Raw genomic sequence first — 18764 nt, forward strand, 5'->3', positions numbered from 1 at the left:
TCAGGGCAACCTCAGCAGCACCACGCCGGCGGCGATGACCCCGCACGCCAGCAAACGGATCGGCGGCAGCGGCTCCTTTAGCAGCAGCGCGCCGATCAACAGGGCAAACAGCACACTGGTTTCCCGCAAGGCTGAAACCAGCGCCACCGGGGCCTGGGTCATGGCCCAGATGGCGATGCTGTAGGCCGCCAGCGACATTGCCCCACCGGCCAGGCCGCCGCGCCAATGCGGGCCCAGTTGCAGGAACGTCCGCGGCCCCCTGGTGATGGCAATCACCACCGCCATCACCAGGGCATTCACCGCGAACAGCCACATCGAATAGGACAGCGCATCGCCGTTGCGCCGCGCCCCGGTCGCATCGGCCAGGGTGTAGCCGGCGATGAACACGGCTGTCATCAGCGCGCAACCCAGCAGCGAACGGTTGATGCCTTTGGCACTGTGGCTTCCGCGTACCGCCATCAGCCAGATCCCACCAACCAGCACCAGCAATCCGGTCAGCTCTCCGGGGCTGAGCTGGTCACCCAGCAGCAACACTGACAGCACGGCCACCAGCAGGGGCGAGCTGCCCCGCGCCAGCGGGTAGACCTGGCCCAGGTCGCCATGCTGGTAGGCGCGGGCGAGGTAGGTGTTGTAGCCGATATGGAAGAGGGCGGAGAGGCTGATCCAGGGCCAGGCTTCTGGTTTGGGCGGGACCACGAAAGGCAGGGCGACCAGGGCGACCATGCCGGCAGCGATCTGGATCAGCGAGGCGGTGAGGAAGCGATCGAGGCCGATCTTGAGGAGGGCGTTCCAGCCGGCATGCAGGGCGGCGGCGGTGAGGACCAGGAGGAAGACCGAGGTTTCCACAGCGGGGCTGTCCTTGGGCGCTTGGCAAAAGCGGGATAGTGACATAGCCGATGGGAATCGCGCTTGACTGAAGCCTCCCTCCCCCTGACGAGCAAAGGGGGGACTTTCGCCCGTTACTCGCCGGCTCAAGACCTGCCAGAGCCACGCACAATAAAAATGGCCACGACGCAGTTGAGGGCCTAGGACTCCTGCTGCGGCGTGGCCATCGGGGCTCAAAAGCCCCTGAACTAAAGCTGTTTGAGCATTTCTTCCAGGTGCACGTAGTCCATATGGTGGGCAGCGGCGACGCTGCCGTTGGTGAGGCGTCCCTTGGCCACGTTCAGGCCGTGGCGCAGGTGCAGGTCGTCTTCCAGCGCCTTGCGCGTGCCTTTCTGCGCCAGGGCGATGACGAAGGGCAGGGTGGCGTTGTTCAGCGCCAGGGTGGAGGTGCGCGCTACCGCACCGGGCATGTTGGCCACGCAGTAATGCACCACGCCATCCACCACGTAGGTCGGTTCGGCATGGGTGGTGGCCCGCGAGGTTTCCGCACAACCGCCCTGGTCGATGGCCACGTCCACCAGCACGGCACCTTCCTGCATGCGTGCGACCATTTCGGCGGTCACCAACTTGGGTGCCGCAGCGCCAGGAATCAGCACGCCACCGATCACCAGATCGGCCGCCAGGACCTGGTCACGCACGGTGCCATGGGTGGAGTAGAGCGTGGTAATGCGGTTCCCGTAGAGGGCGTCCAGCCGGCGCAGGGCGTCCACGCTCCTGTCCAGCACGGTCACGTCAGCGCCCAGCCCCACGGCCATGGCCAGTGCGTGGGTGCCGACCACGCCGCCGCCGAGGATCACCACCTTTGCGGGTGCGACACCGGGCACGCCGCCCAGTAGCACCCCCCGGCCACCCTTGGCTTTCTCCAGGCAACTGGCGCCTGCCTGGATGGACATGCGCCCGGCCACTTCCGACATGGGCGCCAGCAGTGGCAGGCGGCCGTGGCTGTCGGTGACGGTCTCGTAGGCGATGCAGGTGGCCCCGGAGGCAATCAGTTCGTTGGTCTGGGGACGGTCAGGGGCCAGGTGCAGGTAAGTGAAGAGCGTCTGTTCGGGACGCAGGCGGGCACGTTCCTGGGTCAGGGGCTCCTTGACCTTGACGATCAGTTCGGCCTGTTCGAAGACCTCTCCCGCGCTGCTGGCTAACTTGGCGCCTGCAGCCTGGTAGTCCTCGTCTGAAAAACCGATGGCGCTCCCGGCCTTGGTCTCCACCCAGACTTCATGCCCCAGGCGGGTCAACTCGGACACAGATTGCGGGGTCAGGCCGACCCGGTATTCGTGGTTCTTGATCTCCTTCGGCACTCCGATACGCATGGCGATCTCCCAGGTTCTTGTTGTCCTTTCAACAAGTGTAGAAACCCACCCGTCGCGCCCTCGCCGAATAGAGGCGGGTTTTCAGGGAATCCCCCTGAAAAAGGCGGGCAAAACAGAGTGTCGCTGGAAGGCTGTCAGTCTTCCTGGTCCTTTTGCCTTCCTTCTTGCATACCGCCGAGCAAGTCCACTGGCAGGGGGAAAACGATGGTGGTGGTCTTGTCGTTGGCGATGGAACCCAGCGTCTGCATGTAGCGCAATTGCATGGCTCCGGGCTGGCGGCTGAGCATTTCCGCAGCCTGCATCAGTTTCTCCGAGGCCTGCAGCTCACCCGCTGCGTGGATCACCTTGGCTCGCCGCTCGCGTTCGGCCTCGGCCTGGCGGGCAATGGCGCGCACCATGGTTTCGTTGATGTCCACGTGTTTGATCTCGACGTTGGACACCTTGATGCCCCAGGCATCGGTCTGCGCGTCCAGGGCTTGCTGGATGTCGACGTTGAGCCGTTCGCGCTCGGCCAGCATCTCGTCCAGTTCGTGCTTGCCGAGCACCGCGCGCAGCGTGGTCTGGGAGAGCTGGCTGGTGGCCATGAGGAAGTTCTCCACCTGGATGATGGCGCGCTGTGGGTCGAGCACGCGGAAGTAGACCACCGCATTGACCTTCACCGAGACGTTGTCGCGGGAGATTACGTCCTGGGGCGGCACGTCCATGACCACGGTTCGCAGGTCGACCCGCACCATCTGCTGGATGGCCGGGATGATGAGAACCAGCCCCGGCCCCTTGACCCTCCAGAAACGCCCGAGTTGGAACACCACGCCTCGCTCGTACTCGCGCAGGACACGGATGGCCGAGACCGCCAGCACGATCAACAGGAAGAGGAAGGTGGCAAAGCTCAGCGGAAAGGCCATGGTCAGTCTCCTTTGGGCGAACGTTCATCCGCCGTCACGTCCAGCAACAGTCCATTGCGCGCCAGCACGCGCACGCGCTGGCCGCTCCTCAGGGGGGCATCGCTGCGCACCTGCCAGCGCTCACCCTGCAATTGCACCCAGCCGCTGCGCGCGTCGTCCGTCACCAGGTCCAGCAGGGTGGCTTCGCTGCCTACCAGGCCTGCGTCGCCACTGACGAGCGCACGCCGGCGGGCGCGGACGGCCATGGCAATGATGGCGAAGATCACCAGCGAACTGGATAGCGCCACGGTGATGATCAACGAGAGGGGAATGCCAAAGCCCGGCACCTCGGTGTCGATCAGGATCACGGCACCGACCACGAAGGCGGCGATGCCGCCGAAGCCGATGATGCCGAAGCTGGGCATGAAGGCTTCCGCCGCCATGAACAGGATGCCCAGCAGGATCAGCGCAACGCCGGCGAAGTTGACCGGCAACAGTTGCAGCGCGTAGAGGGCGAGGATCAGGCAGATGCCGCCGATCACGCCACCGACGCCACTGCCGGGGTTTGAGAACTCGAAGATCAGTCCGTAGACCCCGATCATCATCAGGATCAGCGCGACGCTGGGATTGGTGATCACCGCCAGGATCTGCGCACGCCAGTCCGGCTCGCGCTGGATCAGCGGTGCACCGTTGGTGGCCAGGATGAGTTTCTGCCCGGCGATTTCGAGGGGCTTGCCGTCGAGCTGGCGGAGCAGGTCGTGGAGATCGTGGGCCACCAGGTCCACCACCTTCAGGCGGCGGGCATCGGCAGCGGAGAGGCTGACGGACTCGCGAACCGCCTTTTCTGCCCAATCCGCATTGCGTTCGCGCATCTGTGCCAGGCCGCGGATGTAGGCAGCCGCATCATTGACCTGCTTGCGGGTCAGGGTTTCCTCGTTGCTGCGTTGTGTGGCCTTTTCATCTTTTGTCTTTTCGTCCTTGTCGCCGCTGGGCTTGCCACCTTCCGGCTGCCCCGGCATGCCGCCGATCTGCACCGGCGTCGCCGCCCCGAGGTTGGTGCCCGGCGCCATGGCTGCGATATGGCTGGCGTAAAGGATGTACGTGCCGGCGCTGGCAGCCCGTGCGCCGCTGGGCGCGACGAAGCTGGCCACCGGCACAGGGCTGGCGAGGATCGTCTTGATGATGCTGCGCATGGAGGTGTCGAGGCCTCCGGGTGTGTCGATCTGGATGACCACCAGCTGCGACTTGTCGGCCTCCGCGCGTTCGATGCCACGGGTCAGGTAGTCGGCGGTGGCCGGGCCGATCGGGCCGTCCACGGTCAGCACGGTGACGCTCCCGGCGGCCAGCAGCGTACCGGGCAACAGCATGACCAGGCACAGGAGCCTGCGTAGCAGCCGGCGGATCATGGCGACCTCCCGCTATGCCGTGTTCACTTACAGCATAGTTGAGGCCATTCGTCGGGTATTTGCGGAGGGAAACGCAGGTGCAAGTGGATGTGTGGGGCGTTGATGGCTGTATTGTGGGGGTGACTTCAGTCGCTGAGCAGGACGAAGTCCTGCCCACCCCTGTTCGGGGCCGCTGCGCGGACCATAGCGATTGAAATCGCCCCCACAGGGATCGCGGCCCTTACAAGGCCGCGCGGAAGAGCGGTTTGCACGCCTTGGCTATGTGCTCGATATGGCGGTGGTCGGTGCCGCAGCAGCCGCCCATGACGTTGATGTGGGGCAGGCGCTGGCGCAGCCGGGCGTACTGCGCGCCCAGTTCCTCCGGGTCGCCGCTGTCCAGGGCCGTTGCCTCGTTCAGTTCGGCGTGGCTCTTGCGCGAGGCATTGGCGCGCAGCCCACGTATGCGTTGCACCCAGCGGCTGCCGGGCACCAGCACGTCCTCGAAGTGGTCGGGGTGGGCGCAATTGACCATGTAATAGGACGGATAAGAGGCGGTGGCGCTGTCCACCTGTTCGATGGCCTCTTTCAGCGTCTGGCCGGTGGGCAGCCTGCCGTCGGTTTCCACGGTGAAGGAGATGGCCACGGGTAGACGCAACTCGCGCGCGGCCAGGGCGACGCCCAAGGCTTCTTCCGCGTAATTCATGGTGATGGCGGTGACCATGTCGGCAGCGGTTTCGGCGAATACGCTGATCTGTTCGCTGTGGTACTGCTGAGCCTGGAACTCGTCCATGGCTTCATCGGCGATGTAGCCATCACCTCGCGGGCCTACGCAACCGGAGATCACCACGGGGGTACGGCCACTTGCCACTTCACTGCGCAGCGCTTCCAGCAGGGCGATGGCCTGACGGTTGGCCTCGGCCAGGCCTTGGGGTGTGAATCCGAGGTGAGTAGCCCAGTCCGGGTTGGCGCGCCACGTCGGGCTTTCCAGAATCAGGCCGGTGCCGTAGTGGCTGGCGATGGCGCAGTAGGCGCGGAAGTACTTGCGCAGGGCGTCCTGGCCATCGGGGTAATTGAGCAACACGAAGGCGGCGAAGTCGGGGAGGGCAATGCCTTCGTGGAAAACCAGGGTCGTTTCGATGCCACCATCAGTCAGGAAAAGTTCGCCCTCCAGTTGTGGAAGGGCGCCGCGATATTGGGCCATGGTGTTGACTCCGTGACCTGTGGACGTGGACGTCCGCAGTGGGCCTCATGGCGAAGGCGGGGCGGACAGCCTGATTGGCCTCGGGCTTGTTCCGCGGTTGAAGGGGGGCCCGTAGGCACTACGCCGGGCGGACTCTAGCGCCCGGTGGGTAAGAGGAAAGGCTAGCACCCGTGCGGGGCGTAGCTGCGGTGGGCTGATGGGTGGGGGCAGCACAGCTGCCCCAATCGGACCGATGGGCAGGACTTAGTCCTGCTTGGCGAATGAATTGGCCCCTGCAAAAACCGATCGCGCCTACAACTCAGGGCGTGGTTGCGTTACTCGCTCCATTGCGTTCATGGCGATACGCGCTCACCGCTTCGTAGACCGCCTTGCGCAGTCGGTTGATGCCGCCGATGGGGCGGTGTTCGGGCAGGCCATGCCAGGGGTTGAAGGAGAGGTTGTCACAGGCGAGGTTCTGCTCGCGGCTGTCGAAGTCCTGGGCGGGGACCTTGATGGTGGCTACGGTCACGAAGGGCGAGATGGACTCGTCCCACTCCACACTGGTGTCTTCGATCGGCATGTAGTGCTGGGCGTTCTGCTTCTGAACCTGGAGCGCGAAGCAGGCCGGCACCCGGTCCAGCGACAGTTGCTGGTAGAGGGCGTTGCGCAGGAAGTTGGGTAGCGCGGTGTTCTGTTCCGGCAGTTGGTAAGGCGGGCAGCTCTGCGGGTCGGGGATGACCCGGTACTTGATGTTCGCTTCGCCCAGCTTGTACGGCGAGATCGAGCTGTAGGTGGTACTGACCGGGCTGTCCGGCGCCGGGGCCAGCGTCTTGAGGGCAATGACCAGGTGGCGGATTTCCCAGCTGCGTGGGTCCCAGCTGGGGAAGAAGGCACCGACCTTCTCGCCCTTGGCCTGGGCGTTGAAGTTCTGCCGGTACTGGGCCACGTCGCGCACGAAGAACACCGGATGGTTGAACATCACGAAGTCCTGTTCGTTGGCGTGCGTCGGACTCTTCATCAGTTTATCGCCAGGCACGTCGAGCAGTTTGATGGCCATGCCGCGGGCGTCGCGCGCGCTGTCGAACTGCGGGTAGGCATTGCCGTTGGATAGGCGCATCCAGGCCTGCCAGGTCTTGCCGGGTTCGGCGAAGACACCGGCGCGCAGGTCGCCATCGAGGTTCGGCAGAACGCTGACTTCCGCCTTCACGCAGCCATGGGCCTTGGCGTGGGCGTCGCGCAGTACACGGGTGTTGTCGCGGTGCTGTTCGACGATGCGCACGGCGTCGTCGATGATGGCGCGGGTCTGCGCGGCCTCATCGGCGGGAATGACTTCTTCGGTGGCTACCGGGCCGGAGAATTTCCAGCCGTAGTAAGCCTCTCCCGCCAGCCAGCCGATGAGGCCGACGACCAGCACGAAGAGCAGGAGTTTGCCGAGTACTCGGCCGAGCCAGAGCCAGAAGCGCTTGAGCATGGGTACTTGAGTCCTTTGTCTGCTGCAGTCAGGGCGGGGTCTGGAGCCTGGTCCTAACCCGCGCAGTCCGGGCCGGGTGTCCAGGGCCTGGCTTCGACTGGTGTGAGTTGGCCTTCCAGTGCCGGGTTGCCCAGAACCTTGAGGTACTCGATCAGTGCCAGGCGCTCGTCCGGCGACAGGGCGCGGCCGATCACACCGTCCTTGCGGCAGCCATCGCGGAACTCATGCCCGCGATTGCCGTTGCCCTTGATGGTGGTGTCCAGCAGGAAACTGCCGGGGAACGCCGAGGTCTGGAAACCCACGAATTTCGGGTCGTACTCGAAACTGCCGACATTGAACTGGCTGACCCGCTCGGTGACCGGCGAGAGCAGTTGGAACAGGGTCGGGACCGAGCCGTTGTGCAGGAACGGCGGTGTGGCCCAGATGCCGTCCAGCGGACGCGCCTTGTAGCCGCGCTTTTCCTGCACGCCGATGGGCAGGCCGAAACCGTCCATGCGAGCGCGTTCGTCACCGGAGATGCCGGCTTGCTTGTAGGCCTGGTCTTCAACGAAGGCGGTGATGTAGGCCAGGCCCTTGGCACTGGAGATGTTGCTGAAATCCACCTGGCCCAGGTTGGCGCCGAACAGCTTGACGTCGAGCTTGGCCAGTTGCTCGTGGGTCCAGCCCAGTTTGCTGATGTCGAAGCGGTGGTCGGCGATGTTGTCGGCCGTGGTGGAGTCGGTGCCGATGATGTCGATGGGCACGATGCGCATGTGCCATTCCGGGTCACGGCCGGCGGCCATGCGTTGCTCCGGCGGCACGACGTTCGGGGCGTGGCAGTAGGCGCAGTTCTCGACGAAGAGTGCGCGGCCCTGGCTTGCGCGAGCCAGGTCCACTTTGCCGAGAACGGCTTCCGGCCAGGTAGGCGGGGTGAGTTTCTTCAGGGTTTCTTCCAGGGTATGGAGGTCACGCACGCGCACGCTGGAGGCGTAGCGGTCGGCTTCCGGCACCTGTCCACCGTCCGGCTGGAACAGATGCAGGCTGGCGCCTACGCCCAGGGCTTCGCCGATGTTGCGGGCCATGGGCTGCATGGCCGAACCGTTCCACTGCACCCAGTCGAACTTCCAGATATCCCAGAGGTGCGGGTAGCTCACCGGGGCGTCGGCGATCCGGTAGTTGTCCGGGCTGATGGCGTCGCCATAGACGCTGTTGGCGATGCGACCGAAGGCGTCGGTGCGGCCGAAGCCTTCTTCGGTCGGGTAGAGGCCTCGATGGGTGTCGTTCCAGGCGGTGCCGAGCAGGCGGTCGAGGACTTTCTTGAACTCGCTGCGCAGTTCCTTTTTGCCGTCAGGGTAGTGCTCGCCCAGCACGGTCTCGGCGAAGCGGTTGAACTTCAGCGGGTTGTAGTAGGTGAAGGCCATGCTCATGCCCAGTGCCTGGCCGAAGCTGCCACCGCGCAGGGTGGGGACGGTCGATGCCAGGGAGTGCAGGGCGGCCCCGCCGTCGATACGCACGGCCTGGCCTTTGTAGCGCAGTTCGCCGGTGTGGCAAGCGGCGCAGCTGATGTCCAGGTATTGCGCGCCGGTCTTCTCGTCTTCGTGGCGAGCCATGCCCACCGGCAGGTTGCCAGGGTTCAGCGGCGTGGGTTTCTGCTGCGGGTCTACCAGGAAACCGAAGCGCGCCAGGTAGTTCGGATGGGCAAACTTGTCGCGGGAGAAGGGGAGCTCGAGGGCGGTGAACCACTCGTAGCGCAGCCCCTTAACCGTCGTACCCTGCGGGGTGTAGTAGTAGGTCTGGCGCTCCTGGTCGCTCCATTGGTCCAGGTAGTGCAACTGATTAGGTGCCTGGTAAGCCGGAAGATTGGGGTTGGCGATGTAGTAAAGGACAACCGCAAGGCCTGCGAGCAGGAGAAATAGCACCAGCCAAAGGACACGGCGGAGAGCGCGCATCAGATACTTCCTTGTAGCTTGCTGAAATTGCCTACGTTATGCCAATCGGTTGGGGGGTTGGCAAGGTGCTACTACGCAATAGTGCTAAGTCTCCCGCGGATAGAGCACCACCGCCGCACGCTGCTTACCCTGACCAAAGTGGCTTATGCGCTCGAATTCCTGATGGGTGACCGGGACGTGCTGGCAGTCCTGCGGGCGTCGCTGCAAGCTGCGCTCGGCGTTGGGGTCGTGCAGGTAGATGAAATTGTGGTCGAAATCGGTGACCAGGACCCAGTGGGGGGCGCGGCTGCGGCTGCGGCGATGGCCGTCTACCAGCACCAGGGGCTGGCCACCGGACTCCAGCAGCGGACGCAGGTCCAGTTCTTCGCCCAGATGCTGCTCGATGTCGGTGTCCTTCAGGGCGCTGCAGAAATCGTCGTGGGCCTGGCGGATCACGTCGCGTTTGCCGGCGTCGCGTACTTCATTGAGAAACGGTGGACCCTGGTCGCTCAGGTGCAGCCTGACCCGGTAACCGCGTCTCCAGGCCGCCAGTGCAAGGCCGTGAGGGCTGCAGCCGCCGTGGCCGCCGGGCATGTGTACGCTGCTGGCTTCGCGCCAGAGACGCAGCTCGTCCTGGTGGTTGCCGGGCACGGCGCCGTCCAGGGCGCCCATGGCCATCAGCAGGCACGCGGGGCCACAGGTGAACTCGGTGGTCTGGTGGTAGTACGGAACGTGGCGCTGCAAGGCTTGCGGATGCTGCACCACGCGCTTCTCCATGCGCAGGGCATCGCGGTGGCCGGGGAGAAAGTCCGTCAACAGCCCCAGGTTGCTGTAGCCATTACGCTCGAACAGGGCTACGGGCTGGCGATCATCCACGCACACCTCCAGTCGCAAGTAGGCACAGTCATGTTCACGGGCGGCGGTTTCGGCCGCTTCCAGCAGACGTTGGCCGATGCCGTTGCCACGTGCACGGGGGTCGGTGGCGATGGAGTGGAGGCGGGCCAGTGTGCTGCCCTGGCGAAACAGCACCAAGGCATAACCCAGGAGGGAGTGACCGTCGCCCTCGACGACCGTGAGGTGGGCGTTGGCCTCCACCATCATCCAGCGGAACTGCTGCCGGCCGAGGCGGGCAACCTCGAAGCAGCGACTCTCAAGCTCCACCAGCGCCGACAGGTCGTCGAGCGTGGCGGTACGCAGAAGCAGGTTCATGGCAGGCCCCGCAAGGCAGGGAAGGAGTCGCCCGAGTATTGGCCTTGATTGGAACGCTGTCGAGACGCTTCCGGGGTGTGGGGGCCAGACGAAAGCGCGAAGGGAAATTGCCCTTATAGAGAAACGTTCCAAAGGCCGCCAAGGTTCTTGCTAGCGTTACAAATGGCAGTCACAACCTATTGTTTTTATTGATAAATCAATTTTTTGACGTCAAGGAAGGTTCATTGTGGACTCCATCTCCTCCGCACCGCGACGTCTAATGCTTGTCGACCCTTGCGACCACTGCCGGCGGATCCTCCCACACCTGGAAGAGGCCGGTTGGTCAGTGTCCGCCCAGAGCCTGGACGCGGCGCTTGCAGCGAGCTACGACATCGGTCTGCTGCGCCTGCACAGCGGCCACCTGGAGCGTCCGGAAGGGGTCAAACACCTGATTAGCCGCAGCGGTACGGAATGGATCGCCCTGGTCGATCCGCTGACCGAGCCGGTGTCAGGGCTGGACGAGTTCATCGGTGAATGGTTCTTCGATGCCTTGACGCTGCCGGTGGACATGCCGCGCCTGCAGGGCCTGTTGGGGCGCGCCTTCGGCATTGCCCGCTTGCGCGGCATCGGCAATCGCCGTGGCGACCAGCATGAGCTGCTGGGGCAGAGCCGGCCGCTGCGCGAGCTGCGCAAGCAACTGTCGCGCCTGGGGCCGAGCGAGAAGCCTGTGCTGATTCTGGGTGAAAGCGGCAGTGGCAAGGAGTTGGTGGCGCGCACACTGCACCGGATGTCGCGACGGGTGGCCGGACCATTCGTCAGTTTCAACTGCGGTGTGCTGCCGGAACCGGAAACCGCGAACCTGCTGTTCGGCCATCAGGGCAAGCTGGCTTCTGCCAATGGCGGCACCCTGTTCCTCGATGCCATTCATGAGCTGCCCCTGAGTCATCAGGAGCGACTGTTGACCTGCTTGCGCAGCAAGACCCTGCGCCACGCCGACGGCGAGGCGCTGACGCTGGATGTGCGGGTGCTGGCCTCGACGCGGGAGGAACTGGGTGAGTTGGTGGAAGGGGGACGTTTCCATGCCGGGATGCGTCAGTGGCTGGAACAGAACCGCCTGCTGATCACGCCGTTACGCAAACGCCAGGGTGATATCGCCCTGCTGGCCGGATACTTCGCTGATCTTTACAGCCTGGAGGCGGGGCGCCGAGCCAGTCATTTCAGTGAGGAGGCCCTGGCCGCGATGTCTCGCCACCGGTGGCCTGGCAACGTACGCGAGCTCGCCAGCCGGGTAAGGCGCGGCTATGCCCTGGCCGAGAGCGGACCGATCGAAGCGGATGACCTGGGGTTGCAGAGTGCGCCGGTGGACGGTGCTTTGCTGGGCACGTTGGAAGACTACAAGCGGCGGGCCGAGTACCAGGCGTTGTGCGATGCGCTGGCCCACTACAGCAGCAACCTCAGCCATGCGGCCAAGGTGCTGGGGGTATCACGGCCGACGTTCTATCGGCTGCTGCATAAACATCAATTGCTGTAGCTCAACTGCCGCGTTTACATGCCGTTGGCGAAGGCCGGGATGCTCATGTCGATGGCTTCCCGAACCGGCTTCAGCGCTTCGGCGTAGCGGGCGAGGATGTCCAGGTCGTAGTCCATGCGGGCGCGGATGCGCAGGTCGTCTTCGTTCATTGGCTCGACGTCGTTCAGTACGTTCTCCACGCCACGAATGATCAGGTGCTCCGGCAGGTAGCAGAGGCGGCAGTTCTTGTAGCTGGAGGCGCGCAGCTCGCTGATCGGGTAGCCACCGCCAATGCCGGAGGAGACGCCAACCAGCAGACCCGGCTTATGCGCCAGTTCGGCTTTGCTGGCGTAGATGAAGAAGTTCTTGATGGCCGGGCAGGCCATGCCGTTCCACTCGGGGGCGATGACGACTACCGCGTCGGCGTCACGCAGTTGCTGCTGGTATTTGCTCCAGGGACCGGTGTCTTCGGCCGGCCACAGGGGCAGCGGACCTTGGCCGAGGTCGATGATGTTGCAGGAGCTGGGGCTGGCTTTGTCGAGTTCGATCAGGCGCTGACGGATGAAGCGGGCGACCTTGCCCGATTGGCTGTTGGTGCGGCTGGAGCCGGCGATCAGGACGATATTCAGCATCTGGGGGTTCCTTGTTTAGACCGCGGGCAGGCTAGCTGGCGGCGTGCGAACCGGCAAGGGAGTGGACGTCAGTCCGAGGTGCGGATGGTGCCAATGAAGGTCGGGGCGGGGGATATGTAGCTGGCTCGGGCTCTTGGGCAGACCTGCGGCCTGCTTGGCGAATGAATTGGCTATGTCTGCGTTAGCTGTTGCAACGATGAAGGAAGCGCTCTAGTGCAGACCTTCGAGGCTTCCGCGCCAGCCTGACACAACCCTCATCCGAACGCGGCCCGCCCCGCCCCTCTCCCAGAGGGCGAGGGGTGACTCGCGCCGGCGAGGCACGAACCATCCTGAAGCCCACACGGGCCTGACACCGGGCAGACGTGGTGGGGCAGCGACTACGCCCCTTCAGGAGGCTGAGTGGAATCGTTGCGCAGGGGGACGAGCGGCATGGATGCCGCGAGAGGCGTGTGGGGCCATGGATGGCCCCTCGCGCCGGGCCCCCGGAGCAACGATGGAGGGAGGGAACCCGACGAAGTCGGGCCGGATGGTGGGGCAAGCCCTTTTGGTTTCTTTTGGGGCGACTGCCAAAAGAGACTCGCCTGGGAAGGCGAAACCAGAAACATCCGCAGAACTCGGCAATCAACTTGGCGAAGGACGTTCTAGCAACACTTAACGCAGACATAGCCAATGAATTCGCCCCCACAGAGAAGCGGAACGGCGCTGGTGAGCGCGAAGTTGCCGGCGCGCGTCACCCCTCTCCGCTTCAGGGAGAGGGGCCGGGGGTGAGGGAAATCAGGCGCCGCTGGGCGTTCGTTGGGCAGGCCTGCGGCCTGCTTGGCGAATGAATTCGCCCCCACAGGGGGGCGCGTGGCGATCTACGCCCGGAATTGATCCATCAGCCCCTGCTGGTGGTTGGCCAGACGGTTGAGGGCCTGGCTGACCTGGGCGGATTCCTCGGCCTGGCCGGAGAGGGACTCGGTGACGTCGCGGATCGCTGCCACGTTGCGGTTGATCTCCTCGGCCACCGCGCTCTGCTCCTCGGCTGCCGAGGCGATCTGCAGGTTCATGTCGCTGATCACCGTCACCGCGTCGCCGATGCGCTGCAGTGCGACCACGGCCTGCTCCACTTGCTCGACGCTGCCCTGGGCCTGGCGGTGGCTGCTGTGCATCGAGCCGACCACTTCGCGGGTGCCGTGTTGCAGGCCTTCGATCACCTGGCGGATTTCTTCCACCGAGTCCTGGGTGCGCTTGGCCAGGTTGCGTACCTCGTCCGCGACCACGGCAAAGCCACGGCCGGCTTCGCCGGCGCGGGCGGCCTCGATGGCGGCGTTGAGTGCCAACAGGTTGGTCTGCTCGGCGATGGCGCGGATCACTTCCAACACCGAGCCGATCTGCTCGCTGCTGCTGGCCAGGCTTTGCACTTCTTCCATGGCCGCGCTCATTTCGCTGGCCAGTTGCTCGATGGCGCTGGTGGTCTTGCCGATCACGCCGAGGCCCTCGCGGGTGGCGTGGTCGGCGCCGCGGGCGGCTTCGGCGGCCTGGGCGGCGCTGCGGGCGACGTCCTGGGCGGTGGCACTCATCTCGTGGGAGGCGGTGGCCACCTGGTCGACTTCGCGGTACTGCTGCTGCATGCCGGCGCTGGTCTGGCTGGCGATGGCGGCGGATTGGTCGGCGGTGCTGCGGGCGTCCTGCACCGAGCGCTTTACGTCAGCGATGATCGGCTGCAGCTTGTCGAGGAAGCGGTTGAACCAGCCGGCCAGTTCACCCAGCTCGTCCTGGCGGGCGTAATCCAGGCGGCGGGTCAGGTCGCCTTCGCCGCTGGCGATGTCCTTGAGCATGCTGGCCACGCCTTGGATCGGCCGGGTCACGCCACGGGCGGTCAGCCACACCAGCAGCAGGCCGGCGATGCCAGCGACCAGACCAATCAGCAGGCCGGTGAGGTTGGCAGCGTGGTTCTGCGCATCGAGTTTGGTGCTCAGCTCCAGCGCGGGGGCCAACAGGACTTTCTCCGGTACTTCCAGCAGCACGCTCCAGGGGGCAGCGGTGGGAATCGGCTTGAAGGGCTGCATCACGCGCAGCATGCCATCGTGCTGCATTTCCACGGCCTTGCCGGCCTGGAGGTTGCCGGCCAGCTCGCTGGCTTTTTCGCCAAAGGCCTTGTCGAGCTTGGCGCTGAGCAGGCTGACGTCGCGGCTATGGCCGGCAAGCAGGCCCGCCGGGCTGAGGATGCTGACATGTCCATTGCCGTCGTACAGCTCGCGGTTACCAGATACGCTCAGTTGCTGCAGGCTTTCCAGGCTGATGTCCAGGCCCATGACACCCACGGTCTTGCCATTCAGTTGCAGGGGAAAGGCGATGCTGGTCATCAGCACCTGGCGGTCGCCGACGTTATCGAAGTAGGGGTCCAGTACGCAGGCCTGGCCGGTCTTGATCGGACAGGTGTACCAGGCGTTGTAGGGGGCGCCACTAGGACCGGCACTGCTGTCGGCGAGCAGCTCCTCGGTCATGGATTCGGATTCCAGTTTGCCGGGAGTGGGTTGTGCCCAATAGAGGGAGAACCGGCCCTTGTCGTTGCTGCCGAGCTCGGCCTGGTCAACGAAGAGTTCGTCCTTGCCGTCCAGGGCATTGGGTTCGAAGACGAGGTAGAGGCCGAGGATTTCAGGGTTGGCTTCCAGGCTGGTACGCACCTGACGGGTCAGGTCTTCACGCAGGTCGAAGGCGTCGAGGAAGCGCTTTTCCGCCTGCTCCTTGAGGAACAGGACCTGGCGCGAGAAACCCTTGCCGTACTGATAGTTGTCCATGAAGTAGCGCTGGATGCGGATGGCCTGCAGCTCCGCGCGGGCCTGCAGGCGCAGTTGCGCGCTCTGGTCGAGCATCTGGCTGCTTTCGGCTTTTACCAGGCTGGCGCTGCGTTTGGACTGATACAGGGACGAACCGACCAGCAAGGTCACGATGGCCAGCAGGCAAATGCCGGCCAGCAAGGTGATCTTCCACTGGATGGACAGGTGATTGAACGGCATTGGGACTTCCTTCTGACTCGTCGGAACTTCATTCGATATCGGCGCGACAGGCGATTTCTTGACGCGTAGACGACGAATAGCCGTGCGGAATGCACGAGGGCGCAATTTGCAGGCAAGAATTATGCACACTCCGAACAATATTCCGAACGCTTTTGACAGAGGTGGCCGGTTTGGGCAGAGTGCGCCCTTTTTTTCGCGGCGAACCCGCGGTTGGCTTGGCCCCGAAACCTGAGGAGAGGCTATGAATGCGGTAGTAGCGGCGGTGGGGATCATGTTGGTTCTCAGCCTGTGCCGGGTGCACGTGGTGGTGGCCCTGATCGTGGGTGCCCTGGTGGGTGGAACGGTCGGCGGCCTGGGAATCGAAGGTTCTCTGGCGGCCTTCAACAAGGGGCTGGGGGGCGGTGCCACCGTGGCGCTGTCCTATGCGCTACTGGGCGCGTTTGCCGTGGCCATCGCCCGTTCCGGCCTGGCCCACGCACTGGCGGACAGGGCCCTGGCTCTGGTGGGCCGGCAGGAAGCCAATGGCGGTAATGCACTGAAATGGCTGCTGGTCGCACTCCTGCTGTGCGTGGCGATTTCCTCGCAGAACATCCTGCCGATCCACATTGCATTCATACCGCTGCTGGTGCCGCCGCTTCTTTATGTACTGACGCGCCTGTCCATCGACCGTCGGCTGATTGCCTGCGTGATCACCTTCGGCCTGATCACGCCGTACATGTTTTTGCCAGTAGGTTTCGGCAACATCTTCCTGAACGAGATCCTGCTGGCGAATGTGGTGAAAAGTGGCGTCGACGTTACCGGTGTGAACGTCACCCACGCGATGCTGATACCGGCCCTGGGCATGGTCGCCGGTCTTTTCATCGCGGTGTTCGTCAGTTACCGCGGCAAGCGCGTCTATGACCTGGAACGCATCGCCCAGGCCGAGCAGGTGAGCGTTGCCTATAACCCGCTTAGCCTCGGTGTGGCGGGGGTGGCCATCCTGGTCGCCTTCGTGGTGCAGCTGTGGCTCGACTCGATGATCATCGGCGCGCTGCTGGGCTTCGTGATCTTCTCGCTATCGGGCGTGGTGCGCTGGAAAGAGGCGGACGACCTGTTCACCGAGGGCATGAAGATGATGGCCATGATCGGCTTCATCATGATCGCCGCTTCGGGCTTTGCCGAGGTGATGCGCGCAACCGGCCAGGTGGAAACCCTGGTGGATGCATCGGCCGGCTGGATCGGCCACAGCAAGGCGCTGGGTGCATTGTTGATGCTGCTGGTGGGGCTGCTGGTGACCATGGGGATCGGCTCGTCCTTCTCTACGGTGCCGATCATCGCGGCCATCTTCGTGCCGCTCTGCGTGCAATTGGGCTTCAGCCCGCTGGCCATCGTCAGCATCGTCGGCACTGCGGGCGCCCTGGGTGACGCCGGTTCGCCGGCTTCCGACTCGACCCTTGGCCCGACATCGGGCCTGAATGTGGACGGCCAGCACAACCATATCTGGGATACCGTGGTACCCACTTTCCTGCATTACAACTTGCCGCTGATGGCATTTGGCTGGGTCGCGGCGATGGTGCTCTGAGGCGCCTCGACCCAGTCGCTCGTTTAATCATTTCGACCCAGTGGTCGTTTAAGGTGTGCGCGGGGTTGCCGATATATCGGCAACCCCGCTGTGCTTTCTGGCTCTGCCTACCGAGGATTGCTCCATGCGATTGACCCTGAAGACCAAAGTCCTGCTGTTGGCACTGGTGCCAGTGATTCTCTTTGCGCTGGTGCTGTCCGGTGCGGTGACCCAGGTGATTCACAGCCTCGCCGAAGATGAGGTAAAGAACACCCGAGAGCGTCTGGTCGAGGAAAGCCGCCAGGAGCTGAAGAGCTATATGCAGATCGCCCTGGGTTCGGTGCAGGCGTTGTATGACGCTTCGTCCTCCGGCGACACCGCCAGCCGCGAACAGGCCATCGCCATTCTGTCGAAGATCAAGTACGGCAAGGATGGTTACTTCTTCGGCTACGACTCGCAGGTCGTGCGCCTGTTCCGTGGGGACAGCCCGGTGGACGTGGGCAAGAGCTTCACCGGCCGCAAGGACCCGAACGGCGTGGCGGTGAATGATCGCCTGGTGGCTGTGGCCAAGGACGGTTCCAACTATGTGGAGTACAGCTCTTCCCTGCCGGGTAACGAGAGTGTGCTGGTACCCAAGCTGGCCTACAGCTACTACCTGCCCAAGTGGGACCTGGCGCTGGGCACCGCGGTGAACCTGGACGGTGTGGCGGCCCAGGTGGCCAAGGTGGAAAGCGAGATTGACGAGCGCGTCAGCACCATCGTGACCAGCGTGGTGGTGATCGCCGCCGTGTTGCTGGTGATCTTCGGCCTGGTTGGCCTGAGCCTGGCCAATGCCCTGGTACGTCCGCTGCAGCGCATCAAAGCCAACCTGGATGACATTGCTGCCGGTGAGGGTGACCTGACCCGTCGCCTTGTGGTGGACAGCCATGACGAGCTGGGTGAGCTGGCGGGTTCCTTCAACCGCTTCGCCGAGAAGATCCATGGCCTGGTGCGCCAGATCGTTGACATGACCGGCCAGCTCACTGGCCTGGTAGGCGAGGTGGCGGCGCAGGCACAGCGTTCCGAGCAGGCCATGGAACGCCAGCGTCACGAGACCGATCAGGTGGCCACGGCCATCAACGAAATGTCCGCTGCGGCTCACGAAGTGGCCAGGAGTGCCCAAGGTGCTGCCGAAGCGGCGCAGCAGACCGACCAGGAAGGACAAGCCGCCAAGCAGGTGGTGGACGGCAGTATCACGCGCATCCACGCATTGGTCGGCGATATCCGCAGCAGTGGCCTGTCCCTGGATAGCCTGCAGCAGGACGTGCAGTCCATCGTCAGTGTGCTGGGCGTGATCCGCTCCATCGCCGAACAGACCAACCTGCTGGCGCTCAACGCGGCCATCGAGGCTGCCCGTGCCGGCGAGGCGGGTCGCGGTTTCGCCGTGGTAGCGGACGAGGTACGGGCCCTGGCCAGTCGTACCCAGCAGAGCACCCAGGAAATCCAGGGCATGATCGATCGCTTGCAGCAAGGCACCCAGGACGCCGTGACCGCCATGCGCCGCTCCAGCGATGCTGGCGACACCACCAGCAACCAGGCTAACCAGGCTGGAGCCTCCCTGGACGCCATCGCCGGGCTGATCGGCACCATCAATGCCATGAACGCGCAGATCGCCAGCGCTGCCGAAGAGCAGACGGCGGTGGCAGAAGAGATCAACCGCAGCGTGCACCAGATCGCAGTGGCAGTGGACAGCGTTGCCGAAGAAACCCGCCATGGCGCGGACACAGCCCGCAGCCTGGCCCGCCTCGGCGACAGCCTGGGCGGGTTGGTGAAGCAGTTCAGGATCTAAGCCCTTTTACCGGGGTTGCTCGTTCGCGCCGCCCCGGTTCCCTCT

13 protein-coding genes are annotated in these 18764 nt (G+C 64.3%); 3 read left to right on the plus strand and 10 right to left on the minus strand.

Annotated features, from left to right (window positions below; genetic code table 11):
• The 8 genes from E8F20_RS11915 to E8F20_RS11950 form a co-directional block, all read right to left on the minus strand.
• On the minus strand, window positions 1-846 hold the full coding sequence (locus E8F20_RS11915) for an EamA family transporter (protein ID WP_280283905.1): 846 nt from the start codon (window positions 844-846) through the stop codon (window positions 1-3).
• Between the two features lie 227 nt (window positions 847-1073).
• Window positions 1074-2195: an alanine dehydrogenase gene (gene ald, locus E8F20_RS11920; RefSeq protein WP_280283906.1), complete on the minus strand. Its 1122-nt coding sequence runs from the start codon at window positions 2193-2195 to the stop codon at window positions 1074-1076.
• Window positions 2196-2329: 134 nt separating this feature from the next.
• Window positions 2330-3097, minus strand: coding sequence for a slipin family protein (locus E8F20_RS11925; protein ID WP_280283907.1), 768 nt, complete (start codon window positions 3095-3097; stop codon window positions 2330-2332).
• Between the two features lie 2 nt (window positions 3098-3099).
• Complete coding sequence (locus E8F20_RS11930) at window positions 3100-4482, minus strand: nodulation protein NfeD (protein WP_280283908.1); 1383 nt, start codon at window positions 4480-4482, stop codon at window positions 3100-3102.
• A 220-nt stretch (window positions 4483-4702) separates the two neighbouring features.
• The gene (locus E8F20_RS11935) at window positions 4703-5662 is read right to left on the minus strand and encodes a homocysteine S-methyltransferase family protein (RefSeq protein ID WP_280283909.1); all 960 of its coding nucleotides are present in this window, start codon (window positions 5660-5662) and stop codon (window positions 4703-4705) included.
• Between the two features lie 298 nt (window positions 5663-5960).
• Entirely contained in the window at window positions 5961-7112 is a 1152-nt protein-coding gene (locus tag E8F20_RS11940; protein WP_280283910.1) for a catalase family protein, read from the minus strand.
• 53 nt (window positions 7113-7165) lie between these two features.
• Window positions 7166-9040: a di-heme-cytochrome C peroxidase gene (locus E8F20_RS11945; RefSeq protein ID WP_280283911.1), complete on the minus strand. Its 1875-nt coding sequence runs from the start codon at window positions 9038-9040 to the stop codon at window positions 7166-7168.
• 84 nt (window positions 9041-9124) lie between these two features.
• Window positions 9125-10228, minus strand: a complete 1104-nt coding sequence (locus E8F20_RS11950; RefSeq protein WP_280283912.1) for a GNAT family N-acetyltransferase/peptidase C39 family protein — start codon at window positions 10226-10228, stop codon at window positions 9125-9127.
• A 235-nt stretch (window positions 10229-10463) separates the two neighbouring features.
• Between E8F20_RS11950 and E8F20_RS11955 the strand changes: the two genes are divergently transcribed.
• A complete protein-coding gene (locus E8F20_RS11955; protein ID WP_280283989.1) occupies window positions 10464-11738 on the plus strand; it encodes a sigma 54-interacting transcriptional regulator in 1275 nt (424 codons plus the stop codon).
• A 14-nt stretch (window positions 11739-11752) separates the two neighbouring features.
• On the opposite strand, the gene E8F20_RS11960 is transcribed toward E8F20_RS11955, so the two are convergent.
• Complete coding sequence (locus tag E8F20_RS11960) at window positions 11753-12349, minus strand: NAD(P)H-dependent oxidoreductase (protein WP_280283913.1); 597 nt, start codon at window positions 12347-12349, stop codon at window positions 11753-11755.
• 857 nt (window positions 12350-13206) lie between these two features.
• On the minus strand, window positions 13207-15351 hold the full coding sequence (locus E8F20_RS11965; protein ID WP_280283914.1) for a methyl-accepting chemotaxis protein: 2145 nt from the start codon (window positions 15349-15351) through the stop codon (window positions 13207-13209).
• A 241-nt stretch (window positions 15352-15592) separates the two neighbouring features.
• On the opposite strand from E8F20_RS11965, the gene E8F20_RS11970 reads away from it, so the two are divergent.
• On the plus strand, window positions 15593-16912 hold the full coding sequence (locus tag E8F20_RS11970; RefSeq protein WP_280283915.1) for a Na+/H+ antiporter NhaC family protein: 1320 nt from the start codon (window positions 15593-15595) through the stop codon (window positions 16910-16912).
• A 124-nt stretch (window positions 16913-17036) separates the two neighbouring features.
• The gene (locus E8F20_RS11975; RefSeq protein ID WP_280283916.1) at window positions 17037-18719 is read left to right on the plus strand and encodes a methyl-accepting chemotaxis protein; all 1683 of its coding nucleotides are present in this window, start codon (window positions 17037-17039) and stop codon (window positions 18717-18719) included.
• Window positions 18720-18764: the final 45 nt, after the last annotated feature.

The organism is Pseudomonas sp. BN415, from assembly GCF_029871195.1.
GTDB classification, from domain to species: domain Bacteria; phylum Pseudomonadota; class Gammaproteobacteria; order Pseudomonadales; family Pseudomonadaceae; genus Metapseudomonas; species Metapseudomonas resinovorans.

Excerpts from the sequence above, each read along its gene's own strand:
- ald (WP_280283906.1), bottom strand. The coding sequence starts at position 2,195 with ATGCGTATCGGAGTGCCGAAGGAGATCAAGAACCACGAATACCGGGTC.
- E8F20_RS11925 (WP_280283907.1), bottom strand. The coding sequence starts at position 3,097 with ATGGCCTTTCCGCTGAGCTTTGCCACCTTCCTCTTCCTGTTGATCGTG.
- E8F20_RS11930 (WP_280283908.1), bottom strand. The coding sequence starts at position 4,482 with ATGATCCGCCGGCTGCTACGCAGGCTCCTGTGCCTGGTCATGCTGTTG.
- E8F20_RS11935 (WP_280283909.1), bottom strand. The coding sequence starts at position 5,662 with ATGGCCCAATATCGCGGCGCCCTTCCACAACTGGAGGGCGAACTTTTC.
- E8F20_RS11940 (WP_280283910.1), bottom strand. The coding sequence starts at position 7,112 with ATGCTCAAGCGCTTCTGGCTCTGGCTCGGCCGAGTACTCGGCAAACTC.
- E8F20_RS11945 (WP_280283911.1), bottom strand. The coding sequence starts at position 9,040 with ATGCGCGCTCTCCGCCGTGTCCTTTGGCTGGTGCTATTTCTCCTGCTC.
- E8F20_RS11950 (WP_280283912.1), bottom strand. The coding sequence starts at position 10,228 with ATGAACCTGCTTCTGCGTACCGCCACGCTCGACGACCTGTCGGCGCTG.
- E8F20_RS11960 (WP_280283913.1), bottom strand. The coding sequence starts at position 12,349 with ATGCTGAATATCGTCCTGATCGCCGGCTCCAGCCGCACCAACAGCCAA.
- E8F20_RS11965 (WP_280283914.1), bottom strand. The coding sequence starts at position 15,351 with ATGCCGTTCAATCACCTGTCCATCCAGTGGAAGATCACCTTGCTGGCC.
- E8F20_RS11970 (WP_280283915.1), top strand. The coding sequence starts at position 15,593 with ATGAATGCGGTAGTAGCGGCGGTGGGGATCATGTTGGTTCTCAGCCTG.
- E8F20_RS11975 (WP_280283916.1), top strand. The coding sequence starts at position 17,037 with ATGCGATTGACCCTGAAGACCAAAGTCCTGCTGTTGGCACTGGTGCCA.